Origin of the sequence: Sphingobacterium corticibacterium (assembly GCF_004208525.1) — a bacterium.
GTDB lineage: Bacteria > Bacteroidota > Bacteroidia > Sphingobacteriales > Sphingobacteriaceae > Sphingobacterium > Sphingobacterium corticibacterium.
In genome coordinates, this window is the sequence record NZ_SGIT01000001.1 from 168,323 (window position 1) to 182,442 (window position 14,120).

Below are 14,120 nucleotides of genomic sequence, written 5' to 3' on the forward strand. Positions count from 1 at the left end.
GGTCGTTATATGGATAGGTTCAATACTTTTGAATTTGCTTACACTGTCGGTTTTAGCTAGTTCAGATTTTCGTTTTTAGGCTTTCTGACACTCATCATTGTTTTTGAAGCAAACACGAGTGCTTGGATGATCACAGCAATGACGATGAGAATAGCTAACTCCAAATAGGAGAGTATGTTGGAGAAAGAAGTCATATTTAGTACATCGTCTAATTGGTTTTTTCCTTCCTCTACTTGTATGGAGGAAAGAGTTTGCAATGTGTCTCCGGCATCACGTGCGGCTAATAGGGCCGACGAATAATCGCCAATTTTGTTATTTCGGGATATGGTTTGACACAGCTGTTTGAAAATCTCAAAATTAGTTCTTTCTATGTCCGTAAGAATCGTTTTCTCGTATAATTCATTTAATGCGGTTACATCGGTTAGGTGATCGTTTATCCGGGCACTGGTCTTTTCATCTTCCTTTTCCAAGATGGCGATGATGCCCTCCATTTGCTTTGACAATTGGAGGATATATTGTGCGACGACAAGCCGATCTTCGTAAATGGAGGTAACCGCTGTACTTATCCGCGTAGCGATCCGTTGTTCACGCATATTGGTCAGCATTACCAGACCGATTACGGTGAATAACAATATCGCCGCCGTCATTTTCTGTTTAATCGCAAATGTCCACATAATCCTCAATTTAACCGACAACGTCATGCATCAGGTTCATAAAGCAGACAATTTAAGGAATTATTTCAAAAAACTATCACACATAATCACAGAGAAACGGCATAAAAATAGAGATTAACGATGATTTTAAAAAAAAGATATCCGACATATATCAATTGTAATACAAACTGGCGACGGTTGGTTGTTTATTTTTTTCGTTTGTAATACAGTTGTGTCAATCCTGTTTCAAATGTTTTTGCGGTTATGAATTCAAGAGTTTGTTCAGGTCTGCCACCCTTGAAAAGTCTCGTGCCATCACCCAACAAAACTGGTACAACCGAAATTATAAACTCGTCTATTAAGTCATGTTCCAATAGATCATTTATTACTTCCGCACCACCATCACAATAAATATTCTTTCCGTTCTCGGACTTTAGCTGTTTAACTAATTCGGACAAATCTCCCGTATAAAATGTCGTTCTTCCTACACTTGGCTTTTCGGTTCTTGTTATGACATAAACATCTCGTTGTCCGTTGTCGTAATGAGACGAGCCGATTTCCCTAAGCACATAATCATAGGTTTTTCGCCCAATAATTAATGTATCAATCGTGTCTGTAAATTTTGTATAACCATAGTCTTCTCCTTCTTTTTCAACGCTTTTTAAGAAACTAAGGTCGTCATTCGGTCCCGCAATATAGCCATCTAAACTTGTTGCAATGAAAAGTGATATCTTTCGCATCTATTTTTAAATTTAATCTCTCCTGTAAATTTCTGTGTAATTGTAACTTTTTTTGATTTAAACCTATCATTTAAGTTTTATAATTCGCTCCTTTATACAAGAAAAAGTAAGAATGTCGTTCATTTTAGCTGTTATTTTTCTGTAAATATTTGCTTTTTACTCATAATTTAATGGTATTGTTCGTAATTTATTCTATCTATAGAGATAGCAATGAACTTTTTTTCTTTTTTAGTAACTTTAAACAAAATTAAAAAATTTTAAAACATGACAACGGCCCTGTTAAGTGTATTTTTTGCCGTACTACTGATCGTATCAAGCTTATCTTCTTCAGGGGGAGAGATCCAGACTAAAATAAATAAAAAGTATCTTAATAATATTGAAGTGAAAAATCTAGAACTGTTTGGTATAGCATCCATCTGGGACTGATCATCGGATTACCGGCCTCGCTTTTTCTAACGGAGGCGATTACGCAATACAATATTTCAACTAAAATAATGCAGAATTATTTCATAATTAGTGGTGGACCTGGAGTTGGGAAAACAACTCTTATAGAAGAGCTTAAACAAACAGGTTTTTTAACGGTTGAAGAAGAAGCTAGAAGAATTATTAAAGATCAGCTAACGATGGGCGGTGATGGTTTGCCTTGGAGGAACAAGACGTTATATGCGCAACTGATGTTCGACGCTTCGGTAAGAACCTTTGAGAAAATCAAAAGTGACAATTTCCCTGATCCTATATATTTTGACCGTGGGATTTTGGATACTATTTGTTATATGAATATGGAAAATATTCCGGTATCCAAGGAAACCGTAGAGATTGTCCGTAAATGCGTATATAACAGAAATGTTTTTATACTCCCGCCGTGGAAAGCAATATACGAAACGGACAGGGAGCGGAAGCAATCTTGGAAAGAGGCTTTATCCACCTTTGATAAAATGAAAGAAACTTACATGGAATATGGTTACAACGTAATTGAAGTACCCAGAGTTTCAATTTTAGAGAGACGACAGTTTGTAATTGAGCAATCTAGCCAGTATTAATTGCTATACTATTCTCTTATTTGCGAACAATTGTGTGTATTATTGATATGAATATTTATATTCGTAGTTGTAGTAATTCCATAAATCGATAGTTATAAAGAAAATAAATCACAGATATGAATATCAAATCTTTACAATTGAAAAGTATCCTGCGTGCGCTTGCATACGTGTTCACCATGGCAGTGCTGAGTATATGTTTAATTTCTTGTAGCAAAGACGACGAAGATACTCCTGCAGATTTGGCGGACGAGATCGGCAATTTACCCGGGTTTGGAGATATTGGGGGGACACCTCACGGTTCTCTGTTCAAACTTCCTGAGGGTATTAGTATAGTAAACGCTATTACAGGTGGCGTTTGTGATAATCCGACTTTTAGAATAGGTAGTGGTCTACTTGTGTCTGTTTGTTTTGAATTGCGTAACGATACCGACAGCGAGATAAGTATTAGTTTTCCTGCAGGCCTCGTGTTTTTGTCAGAGACAGACGATTATCAGCACGGTGTAGTCTTGCGTGAGGAGAGTATTCGTATTCCTCCACGTAAAACAGTGCGTGTCGCTCTGTATACTTATTGTGGAAATAGTAGTCGTTCTGCTTCAGATGCCGATGCTTCCTATACGTTAGGTCCAATCACGAATAGTAAACTTATTTTGCGTTTGATAAACGACTTGAATGGTAAGAAAATAGATGCGATCGATTATTGGGATGAGGATACAAATAACTTTCGTGATGAGTATCTTTTCGAGCAGACTAAGGTCCAGACACTTTTATGGTATATTACCGAGGGTAGCGATATAAAGGATTGGGAGACATTCGAAAAAATGTATCACGAATTATTAAGTCAGATTCCTGACGATCATTAAAATATAAATCTCCAAAAACAACAACTATGGTATGTAAATACTAAATACCTTTTATCAGTCCTTCTTTTGGTTTTTTGCATTCTAAAGAGCAATGGACAGGATAGATTGCCGGCTTTTGTCAATTTGGTGAAGGACGATTCATCCGCAGATTTACTGACTTGGACCGATAAGCAGGGTATACATTTTTTGAAAATGGAGACTTTGGAGATAGTAGAAGGAGAAGAGTCTGGAACACAAACTCAGTGGGTACATATAGAACACCACGTGGATATAGATGGGGAGCGCCGGCAGACATGGTCTTACGAAACAGGAGAATATGATTTGAAAGACTTCAAAAAATTGCCACAGCGATATCAGGATTATGCGATAGAATATTTCCATCAACATAATGCCGAAGTATTTGATAACAGATAAATTGACTTACCGGAGCTTTTACATCCGTTGGTCAGTATCGTTGATGTATTGGATATGACATCGATAAGCAAAATCGGGCTTTTGCCCGACTTTGTGCTTATTTGAATACGTCTAAAATATGTTTACAATTTTATATTGCGTTCTGCAATAGATTTGGAGTAGAAATTGTCTTTAGTTATTATTAGCAATATTATACATACCATTCAGCGTAGCACCGGTAATGTTGAAAGCCTTTACTGCTGTTCCGGAACTTGCATTTAGCCTGTAATAAGCCGTCTCCGTTTCCGTTACAGTCGGAAGATAAATGTTGCCGTTGTGTGTAAATGTCGTACCATTGACAAAGATCCCAACTTTAGGCATCCCGCCGATTGGTGTAACCGTTTGTGCATTCAGATCCAAGATACACCATTGTGCGGAAGCAGCGGTGGCAAGAATATAAAAAATTTCGTTGATCTGCTCTCTTGTTAGGTTGGCAATACCCCCCGCAGCCTGTACTATAGCAATAGCCTCTTGTGGCGTTTCACTATTCACAACACAGACAGCCTTACCGTTACCGATCGTTGCAAATTTATAGATACAAGGCAAGAACACATTTGCTGGGTTTAAGATTTTTGCCGGTTCAAACTTGTAGTCAGCGTCTATACTATTGCTGCCGGCCGCGATTTTACTGACACGTGCAGGTAGACCTGTCCCTCCGATGTTTCCCGCATCAACGATATACAGGTTTCCGTGCTCGTCGATCGATTGTTGGCCAAAAGGTTCATAGTAATCAATCGGGCTTGAACCATCGCCAATGCGTTCTGTCCAGCCGATGTACTTCCCTGTATTGATATCTCCCTGATGCACGACGATCGTATTGAAATCTTCTCCAGTAAGACCCCTTATGACGGCAAAAATATCATTGCCTCTAAAGTAAAAACTTTGGTAACGGTGTACAATGTTGCCAGGAACAGGACCTTCGGTCAAATCAATTGTTCGAGTGACTTGCATCGTCTTTGGGTTGAATACAGAAATTTTCCCTTGGACAGCACGGTCCTGAAAAACACCCGTTTCCGAATCTTTAATCATGAGTTGTGCCGAGGTATTGTTGATTGTGGGAATAATCCCTTCTTCAACAATCCGGCCGTCTGCATTGACCACCATTTTGGAAAAGCCAGCCGTACCATCCGGACTTTGGATATATAAGGCATGATCATAAACCGAGGTCGCCCAAAACCGGACGAAATCTTGTCCGTCGGCTATATTGATCGTTCCACCATCTGCGGGCAGTTCGGCAACATATTTCACGGTAGCTGTCTCACTGCTGGTCAGACCATTGATGACGAACCCCGATGTTTTGATTTCGGTAGTTCCGTTATCTGTGTCATTATCTTTGTCGCAGGCCACATTGCAAGTCGCCACTAGAGCTAGGGCAACCATATTCCATTTAATCCATCTTGATTTTTTGTTTATTGCATCCATGTTGTCTATTTGTATATGAGGGTATAGTTTATTTTAAAAGCACAGTTAAATCCTGGACGAGGAATCCTGAAGTTGTCAAATATTTCAGCATTCAGCGCATTTTGGACATTGAACGAGAAGCTCAATCCGCGATTTACCAAGGAGTACGTTGCGCCCGCATTGTGCAGATGTTGTACCGGAACAATATATTCGGGACTTGCCGTATCCAAATTACCTACTTCGTTGATGCTGAATCTATCGGTATAGAAGTAGGTCCAGAATAACCGAAGATTGTTTTGCGATCGAAACACATCTTCGATTTTATAGTCAACACCTATGTTATAATAAAAATTGGGAATATTGGGAACCTGTCGGCCGATCGAGGCATTATCAGCAGCTTTGCCTACTTTCGCTATCTTATTGCTTTGGTAAGTGAGGTTCGCCGAGATATCTAAACTTTTCAAAAACGTTAATCTAGACGAGAATTCCACACCTTTTCCATCTACTTCAGCCTGATTGATATATCTCGCGTTTTCAATGCCTACCCGCTCTATTCTGATCAGGTTCTTTTGATTGCGTAAGAATCCATCAATCTTAATGGATAGATAAGCTTCTTCACCCAAATGGTCACTAAATGAAATACCTGCATTGATATTGTCGCTTGTTTCGGGCTTTAACTCATAATTAGGTAGGATGACCAAAAAATCGCCAAAAATCTCGGGTTCGGTGGGTATTCGCACGGCCTTTTCCACACTACCCCTAACAAATAATGACGGCAAAATGCTGTACTTTAATGCTGTACCATAGCCATTTTGTGTATCGTTAATTTTCCGAATAGGAAGTATGGTCGCTGATGATGTTCGCAGGTCAATAGATTCTCCGACATATTTATAGTTTTTATAGAACCCAATAGCGGTAAGTTTCTTCTCAAAAAAAAGTTGCTCCAATTCAGCTCCCACGATATTCCTATGTATTTTTGAAGGAATAGAATTTGGGTCAAGTAGCTGTCCGTCTATGGAAAGTCGTATACCGAAAGGGTCTTCTCCTTTTATACGTGTATAGCTAAAAAAATCTGAAAACTTAAGTGTGGTATTTGGACTGACTTGGTAATTCGCAATAAGACGATGAGCGGTACCCAAATCGTGCGCATCTCTGGCCGTTGGAGAAGAAAAAATTTCAGAACCAGTATCGTTGTAACGTTTAAACGGTGCACCGGTCCAATTGTAGACAAATTTCGTACTGTCGTTAACTTTTGAAAAGGCATTTGACAGTATCCCGAAGTATCGCAAGCTCAGTTTGTCATCCATAAATTTCTTACGGTAATCCACGCGTTGGGTAATACCATTTACTTTGCCTTTTGCCTCACCCACGGCTATACCGTCAATAAATTTTCCTTGCTGGATTTCATCAAATCGGTAAGAATGCGAAAAAGAGAGTACCAATTTATCGGTCCAACGTCTATTTTTCAGACTGAGTGCCGCTTCGACGAATGACGAAGCATGCTGATCATGAAAGCGCCTGGCATCAATATACTCTCTTTCTATATTTAAGAAATCACCGTTTGCATCAAAACGCTCGATATTATTGCGAATGTTTCGCATGGTGTAATCATTGTCGGAATAATTATAGAAAGATGAAATAGAGAGCGATGTTTTATCGTTCCAGTTTTTGTTGCCGTTTAGTGTCAATCGATGGGTATTAAATGAACCTGCGGAATAGGAGGTACGTAGCTGTGATTCGGTCGGTTCAACGGGGATCAGATTGATGCCGCCACCCAATGCGTCTGTTCCGACGTCAACGGGCATGACGCCTTTATACACGTCTATGCGTTGCAGTGCATCAACGGGAATAGTATTCAACTGGAGGGCATTGCCATATACTTCCATGGGGATACCATCGTAATAGATACGGACAGCTTCACCTGTCAGGCCGTTGAGATTAATGTTTAGTTCGCTACCCACCCCCCCGCTTTGCCGGACTACAACTCCTGTCGACGCTCTCAGCACTTCTTCCGCACCAAGAGAAAGGTCGGTCACTTTGCTTATATCTAATGAATTGATGTTCATCGCGTTCTCGCTCAGTTGCATCGCTTTGCTTTTACCGATAATGTTGACATCCTGTATGGCTTGTGAACTCTCTTGGAGCGTGAAAGCGAGGTCTAAATTATCGTCGACATTGATCTTTGATCTAGTGCTTTTAAATCCTACGCCACTGATGCTGACAACATACGTTCCGGCGTTGACATTCTTAAATTCAAAAACACCATTGTCATTCGTTTGGGTGGATTTACCTCCTGTCTCTAATTTAACACTGATCAAAGCAAGCGGATTACCGTTTTGAGCACTAATTTTTCCCTTAATGGTAAAGTTATCTTGTCCAAAAAGTGTAATCGGTATAAGTAATAAGGATAATAATAGTCTTTTCACGTCAACATTGCATTAATGTTACAAAAGTATGTCTTTTTTTAGATTTATTCTAAATAAACAAAAAAAACTAAAAATTATGCTATAACTTTCGAGGACTGCTTTGACAAATATTTTTTATAGATAAGTATGCCAAATAGACCGATAATCAGCCAGATAGCGTCTACAGCATATACATAATACTGTCCTGATAGGAGCGTTTTCCATAGCCAGTCACCTGTAAATACACCATTAGCAATTGGCACCAATAGCCCTAAAATACAGCCGATTAAGATGAAGTTCCGGTTCAGTTGTCGATACTCGTTCCAAAATAATCCTAAAATGGTAAGCAGGAGCCATCCTAGGAAAAATATCGTATTGATTAATTCCGCTCTGTTGGGCATGTCCATTGGTACGGAAATATTAGCTAGAAAAATAAGTGCTAATGCAGGAAACATCGATAAGGTAATTGCCAGATAAAACTTCGTAATACGGTGATGGAATTTTTTCTGTTTGGCGGTATAGCGATCGTTGTCCCGTGCTGTTTGCCAGATCATGACACCGCTGATAATAACGTAGCAGGTGACCATGGAAAGAAAGAAATAGATTATTTTCATTAGCGGTCCTCCAAAATTAGCGTAATGCAATTTTACTAAAACGCGAAATGCAGCAGAGGTATACGTTTTTTCTTCCGGATCTACAGATTGCAGTAATCTGCCATCTTGACCACTATAAATAAATAGTCCATCGCCCGCGATGCCAATGCGATCATCAGTCCTCACACTGATAGTACCATCTTCCTTTGTATAATTTGTAGTATATAAATACGTGATGTCGGTTTCGGGATTTGCTGCTTTTACCTTTGCGTATATACTATTTAAGGAAGTGTAGTCGTGCAGTGTTTTAGCATTTTGATCATGTCTGTAACCCGCCTCGGGGTTTACAGCTTTCAGCACCTGGCTGGTGTCTCCACCGAACATCAAAAAAGCACTTGGTGCGAGGAGAAATATAGATAGGCAGAGTAAAGCACCAGTCACAGCGTAAATCAATTGAAACGGCAACGTTATAAAACCCAAGGAAATATGGCTGTTTGTCCAGATTTGCTTCCATTTGCCTTTGCTCGTAAAACTATAGAACTTGCTTACCATGTTTTTCCAGTGGATAAGCAACCCCGTAATAATGGCAAAAATAAAAAAGAAAGCCACCAATCCCGATAAGTAACCTCCGACAATTGGAATCTGGCCGAAGTAATGTAGTTCATAAAGGGTATGGGCCATATGCGTTTTAGGCTTGTTGGGCGGCGTTATTTCGTGTGTTGTCGGATTGATGTACGTTGAAAAACGTTCCTTTTTTCCGTCCGAATGCTTGATGGTTCCGTAAAACAGCATCAACGGATTGGTTTTTGTTGGCGGCATCATCCCGAATTGCGAAGTGATATCAAACCCTTCTACTTGTTGTTGGACAATAGAGGTTATCTGGTCATAATCAACTATCTCGGGGTTGATACTTTCGAATCTCGCCTCTGGATTTTCCCAACGGTATAATTCATTCATAAATAAGGAAATCGCTCCTGCAAAAAAAATAACATATAATGCAAAACTGATCACGATACCCGAAACGGTATGTGCGTGGAATATTGCGTTATACATCCTCGGTTTTAAAGGTTTTAATCGCATACGCCTATTTATTTAAAAAGATTATACCTATGAAAATCAAGATAAGCAGCATATAGACCGCCCATACCTTCCAACCGTTTTTGGCGAGAAAGGCAATTACTAGAAGAAACGACCAGACTAAAAACGACGTAAAGGCAGAGGTTACAATCAAACCATCTTTGTCTTCTAAGATTGATCCTATGGCATTATGCAAGAGTACGGAGACAAAATATCCACCCAAAATGCCGGCAGTAATTTTCAATATTCTCTGTCCTGTACTTGAAAGATGCTTTTTGTCCGCCGGCATATCAAAGAATATTTTCGAATACAATTAATGCCATGCAAATTCCCGCCACTAGATATACCCATTTTCTGTTTAAGGGGAGTACGATCATCATAAAACAAAAATTAAACATGACGGCGGCAAAAAAAATGAAAAGCCCTGTTCCCAGACCATATACTATGGTAGATAATACCGCAGATGCTAGCAGAAAAAACGAGCCAATGATTTTGAGATACCTATTTTGAGGCCGAATTGGTCTTTTTAACAAAATGATTCCAGCAGGAAAATATTTTGAAGTTCTGTACAAGAAAAAGCAACCTATAATAGCAAATAAAAAAGGCATTTGATGTAATTTAGAACAAATATAAATAATATTACAACATAAACAACTCAAGTTTATAAAACAAAAAAGAGGCAAACACGTCGTAACATGTTTGCCTCTCCTATTTTCACCGCTAAGAATTTTTGCTTAGTTGTGAAGAGCTGTATTTATTTTTTAGCGGTGATATCAAATTCTAAGTCAACCTCTTGTGAAATCATCCAATCCTTAGGGTCACCATCTGTTCCGTAAGTAAGACCCCAATCCTGTCTATTAATGCTGAATTTCGATTGTACATTCACCTCGTTTTCACTGATGGATACTTTAGCTGGGAAAGATATATTTACTGTTTTTTCCTTAATGGTAAGATTACCACTAATAACGTTTGTTGCATCCGCTAATACACTTTTGTCTTTTGCAGGATCAAAAGATCTTACAGACGTGATTTCCAATTTCGATGTGGGATATTTTTCAACTTCGAAAAAATCTTCGTTTTTTAAATGTCCATCTAAATCTGCAGACGTCTTTCCGCCCGTTTTCGCCACATCTACAGCATCTTCATCCGTACGCAACGAATTCATGTCGATGGTGAATTTACCACTCGCAATCGTATCATTTTCCAAGGTCAGGCTTCCCTCGCTCTCCAATATTCCAAATCGCGGATCAAAACCACCTTTATGGTACGCTTTCCATTTTATGGAGCTGTTTGCACGATCAAGATAAAATACGGTACCTTTTTCCGTTGCAACTTCTTGTGCTGTTGATGTCTGTACTTTGTCTCCATTGGAGTTACCTCCACAAGCCGCCAATGCTAATGCGGCAACGATTGTTAAAGCTGATAGTTTTTTCATTTTTTATTTAACTGTTATTGATGTCTGAATAGCGCTGCAAAGGTAATATAAGGTCGGTTTAAAAAATGCATTAGTTACCAATTGGAAACTAGTTTCCAATTGGTAACTAAAATTCGTTTGTTTATTTTTGAAAAAAACTCCAGTATGATAAAGAGGAAAGCGGTTAAGAAATCGTTAGAATGTAAGGTTAGAATAACGGCGATAACAGACACGATGCAAGTCCTATCGGGTAAATGGAAAATTCATATCCTCGGAACGCTTTTGCAAGGTGGAAAAATGCGATTTATGGATCTTTTACGAGAGATTGATGGTATTGCCGCCAAAATGCTGTCCAAAGAATTGCAAGATTTAGAAATGAACCAGCTTGTAACGAGGACTGTCGTTGACACAAAGCCCATAACGGTCGAATACGAAGTTACGGAATATGGAAAAACGATGGAACCGATCATCGATGAAATTGCAAATTGGGGTGTTTTCTATAGAAATAGGTTGCACGGCAAGACCGAATAAATCAACACCTAGCCGACAAACCAGTTCAAGAGTAAAACGCCAAATAAGCCAATAACAGAAACCAATGTTTCCATAATAGACCACGATAGGAAAGTATTCCGCATCGATAAACCAAAGTATTCTTTAAACATCCAGAAACCGGTATCATTTACATGCGAAAACATGAGGCTCCCTGCACCAGTTGCCAGCACCATGAGTTCGGGGCTGCTGTGGGAAGACTCGAGGATGGGTAGCATAATTCCGGCTGTCGTAAGCCCCGCCACAGTAGCCGATCCAATAGCTAGCCGTATAATAGCGGCAATTGCCCAGGCCAAAACCAATGGTGACAGCGTAAGGTCAGCGGTAATTTCAGTGATATATAGCGCTAGGCCACTGTCCACAAGCACCTGCTTAAACACACCAGATGCTCCAATAATAAATAGTATCATCGTCACACCCCGTAGAGCATCTTCAATGCTCTCGGCCTGCTGTTTCAAACTCTTGCCCTGTCTTATGCCCATCGTATACATAGCCAATAGAGCCGCTAAAAGTAATGCAAATACGGGATCCCCTAGGAATTGTATGACCTTTAAGATACGGGAATTTTCGGGTAGAAACAGCGATCCAAATGATCCCAATGCGATGAGAAATACGGGAAATAGTCCGGTGAAAATACTTACAGCAAATCCAGGTGAAGTAGTCTGAATTCTGGATTTAGGAGCAAATAATTCTTCGGGTGGATTGGTGGGTATAGATTTCAAGAAGTGTCCAAAAAGTGGACCACTTATAATAATAGCCGGTACCGCGACAATCATTCCATAGATCATTGTTAACCCAATATCTGCCTGAAATATGATCGCAATAGCTGTTGCCCCAGGGTGTGGTGGCAGGTAGCCGTGCGTGACAGAAAGTGCTGCAAGTAAGGGGATACCCACGTAAAGCAAAGGAAGTTTGTTCGACCGACATACCATAAAAACAAATGGAACCAACACGATAAAGCCTACATTATAAAAGAGAGGAATTCCCACGAGGAATCCCGTTAATACCATCGCCCACGGGAGATTTCGGACGCCAAACACCCTCGTCAAAACATCGGTTATCTTCTGTGCTGCTCCGCCATCAGCAAGCAGCCTTCCTAAAATTGCGCCGAAGGCAAGTATTAGCGCCAACTGGCCCATTGTGCTACTCACGCCAACTTCTACAGACTTCATAATGGATGTCCCGTCCATTCCCATAGCGAAACCAACTGCCATCGACGTAAGCAGTAACGAAATTATCGAATTAAGCTTTACGACCGTTATTAATAGTAATAGTAAAATGATTCCAGCAAAAACAATCATCAAAGGCATAATACAATTATTAGATGTTTAAAATTCTTCTTTCAACTTAAGGTAGAGACGTTCAAATTTCTGAAAGTTCTCCATATAAATGCGATGGTTATTCTCATCCGGAAGATATCGTGTACTGTACGTGTCAATTGTATTGGGCGATAGGTATGCACCATTTATACCAAGTGCTTCCATTCCTACGATAGCCGCTCCCCATGCCGAACTTTCTACATTTTCTTTTACAAATACGGGTTTGTTAAATACGTCGGCCAGCATTTGAACCCAGAGCACGGAACGTGCTAGGCCACCACTTGCATAAATAGTTTCTATCGGTTGTGTTGTTTCTTCCAGTGCGATTCCAACGTTATACAACGCAAATAGCATCCCTTCAATCATCGCACGCGCAAAGTGTGCTCTACGATGCTGAAGCTGGATTCCAAAATAAAGACCTTTTGCTTTTGCATCCCAATATGGGGCACGTTCCCCCGTAAGATAAGGTAGAAAGATTAATCCGTCCGAACCAGGAGGGACGGATCTGATTTCGTTATCAAATAAAGCGGAGGAATCCGTACCTAACGATGACTGCGAAAGTTCGGACATAAACTGATCTTTAAACCAGTTTCGGACAACTCCTGCATTATTGATAGCACCACCTACCACAAATTCACCGGGACGAAGGATATAACTGAAAACACGTTCTTTAGCGTCCGTATTGGAGCGATCCGTCATTACCCGTATAGCGCCACTGGTTCCTACTGTCAGGGAGGCTACGCCGGGCTTGGTCGCGCCCACGCCCAAATTGGCGAGGCACCCGTCGCTAGCACCAATCACAAAAGGTGTGCCTACGGGAATTTTCCACCGCTGCGCTATCACTTCATCCTCTACTTTCATTACATAATCAACAGAGACTAATGAGGATAGGTGTTTATCTGTTATTCCAACCTCTGCAAGCGCCAGTTTACTCCAATGCAGCGTATGGATATCTAATAGACCCGTAGCGGAAGCGATAGAATAATCTATGACATATGCATGGAACAGTTGGAAAAATAGGTATTCTTTTATGCCAATAAACTTGTGGGTTTCGTTAAAGACAGTTGGCATATGCTTATTCATCCAAATTAGTTTGCATAATGGAGACATTGGATGTATGGGCGTACCTGTTTGTCGGAATAGGTTTTGGCCTGCGGGTGTTCCTTTTAAGTTATCTGCAATATCTTGGCTACGTGTGTCTGCCCAAATAATACAATTGGTAAGATGATTCCCTTTCTCATCCATGGCGATAAGCCCATGCATAGCACTGCTTACAGCTATACCTTCTAAGCGATGTTCCTGTTTACAATTTTTTATAGCATCCATAACTTCCGAAACTGAGCGGACACAAGCCTCGTAAATTTGCATCGGATCTTGCTCATAATAACCAGTTTGTGGAGATAAAATAGGATATGTTACGTTATATTGTGTAATGATTGTACCCCCGTGGTCAAACGCTATTGCTTTTGTAGAGGATGTACCGATATCTAAACCAATGATCATATTTTATTTATTCTTAGAAAAGCCGATTACAAGGTACGAAGATGTGCGTCATTTATAACCAGTTTTTGTTTCTTTTTAACAATAAAGTTTTCTTGGACACGCTGTAACCTTTT

At 40.0% G+C, this 14,120-nt stretch carries 13 protein-coding genes; 4 read left to right on the forward strand and 9 right to left on the reverse strand.

Annotated features, from left to right (window positions below; translation table 11 throughout):
• Positions 1 to 56: 56 nt before the first annotated feature.
• Both EWE74_RS00725 and EWE74_RS00730 read right to left on the reverse strand, forming a co-directional pair.
• Positions 57 to 674: an MCP four helix bundle domain-containing protein gene (locus tag EWE74_RS00725; RefSeq protein ID WP_130139629.1), complete on the reverse strand. Its 618-nt coding sequence runs from the start codon at positions 672 to 674 to the stop codon at positions 57 to 59.
• Between the two features lie 185 nt (positions 675 to 859).
• The gene (locus tag EWE74_RS00730; protein ID WP_130139630.1) at positions 860 to 1,393 is read right to left on the reverse strand and encodes a dihydrofolate reductase family protein; all 534 of its coding nucleotides are present in this window, start codon (positions 1,391 to 1,393) and stop codon (positions 860 to 862) included.
• Positions 1,394 to 1,887: 494 nt separating this feature from the next.
• Here EWE74_RS00730 and EWE74_RS00735 point away from each other — a divergent pair, with 494 nt between their 5' ends.
• From EWE74_RS00735 to EWE74_RS00745, 3 genes are all read left to right on the forward strand, one after another.
• On the forward strand, positions 1,888 to 2,433 hold the full coding sequence (locus tag EWE74_RS00735; protein ID WP_130139631.1) for an AAA family ATPase: 546 nt from the start codon (positions 1,888 to 1,890) through the stop codon (positions 2,431 to 2,433).
• Positions 2,434 to 2,549: 116 nt separating this feature from the next.
• The gene (locus tag EWE74_RS00740; protein ID WP_130139632.1) at positions 2,550 to 3,293 is read left to right on the forward strand and encodes a hypothetical protein; all 744 of its coding nucleotides are present in this window, start codon (positions 2,550 to 2,552) and stop codon (positions 3,291 to 3,293) included.
• Between the two features lie 66 nt (positions 3,294 to 3,359).
• Positions 3,360 to 3,707, forward strand: a complete 348-nt coding sequence (locus tag EWE74_RS00745) for a hypothetical protein (protein WP_130139633.1) — start codon at positions 3,360 to 3,362, stop codon at positions 3,705 to 3,707.
• A gap of 171 nt (positions 3,708 to 3,878) precedes the next feature.
• Here EWE74_RS00745 and EWE74_RS00750 read toward each other — a convergent pair whose 3' ends face one another.
• The 5 genes from EWE74_RS00750 to EWE74_RS00770 all read right to left on the reverse strand — a co-directional run bounded on the left by EWE74_RS00750 (position 3,879) and on the right by EWE74_RS00770 (position 10,657).
• A complete protein-coding gene (locus EWE74_RS00750; protein ID WP_130139634.1) occupies positions 3,879 to 5,168 on the reverse strand; it encodes a hypothetical protein in 1,290 nt (429 codons plus the stop codon).
• 5 nt (positions 5,169 to 5,173) lie between these two features.
• Positions 5,174 to 7,573: a TonB-dependent receptor gene (locus tag EWE74_RS00755; protein WP_130139635.1), complete on the reverse strand. Its 2,400-nt coding sequence runs from the start codon at positions 7,571 to 7,573 to the stop codon at positions 5,174 to 5,176.
• Between the two features lie 74 nt (positions 7,574 to 7,647).
• Positions 7,648 to 9,198, reverse strand: a complete 1,551-nt coding sequence (locus EWE74_RS00760; protein ID WP_165384607.1) for a PepSY-associated TM helix domain-containing protein — start codon at positions 9,196 to 9,198, stop codon at positions 7,648 to 7,650.
• Positions 9,199 to 9,229: 31 nt separating this feature from the next.
• Positions 9,230 to 9,511, reverse strand: coding sequence for a hypothetical protein (locus EWE74_RS21170; protein ID WP_130139637.1), 282 nt, complete (start codon positions 9,509 to 9,511; stop codon positions 9,230 to 9,232).
• A gap of 465 nt (positions 9,512 to 9,976) precedes the next feature.
• Complete coding sequence (locus EWE74_RS00770; RefSeq protein ID WP_130139638.1) at positions 9,977 to 10,657, reverse strand: YceI family protein; 681 nt, start codon at positions 10,655 to 10,657, stop codon at positions 9,977 to 9,979.
• 144 nt (positions 10,658 to 10,801) lie between these two features.
• On the opposite strand from EWE74_RS00770, the gene EWE74_RS00775 reads away from it, so the two are divergent.
• The gene (locus EWE74_RS00775) at positions 10,802 to 11,167 is read left to right on the forward strand and encodes a winged helix-turn-helix transcriptional regulator (RefSeq protein WP_130139639.1); all 366 of its coding nucleotides are present in this window, start codon (positions 10,802 to 10,804) and stop codon (positions 11,165 to 11,167) included.
• A gap of 8 nt (positions 11,168 to 11,175) precedes the next feature.
• Here EWE74_RS00775 and EWE74_RS00780 read toward each other — a convergent pair whose 3' ends face one another.
• Together EWE74_RS00780 and EWE74_RS00785 are read right to left on the reverse strand one after the other, a co-directional pair.
• A complete protein-coding gene (locus EWE74_RS00780; RefSeq protein WP_130139640.1) occupies positions 11,176 to 12,495 on the reverse strand; it encodes a gluconate:H+ symporter in 1,320 nt (439 codons plus the stop codon).
• 18 nt (positions 12,496 to 12,513) lie between these two features.
• Complete coding sequence (locus tag EWE74_RS00785; RefSeq protein ID WP_130139641.1) at positions 12,514 to 14,007, reverse strand: gluconokinase; 1,494 nt, start codon at positions 14,005 to 14,007, stop codon at positions 12,514 to 12,516.
• Positions 14,008 to 14,120 lie beyond the last annotated feature (113 nt).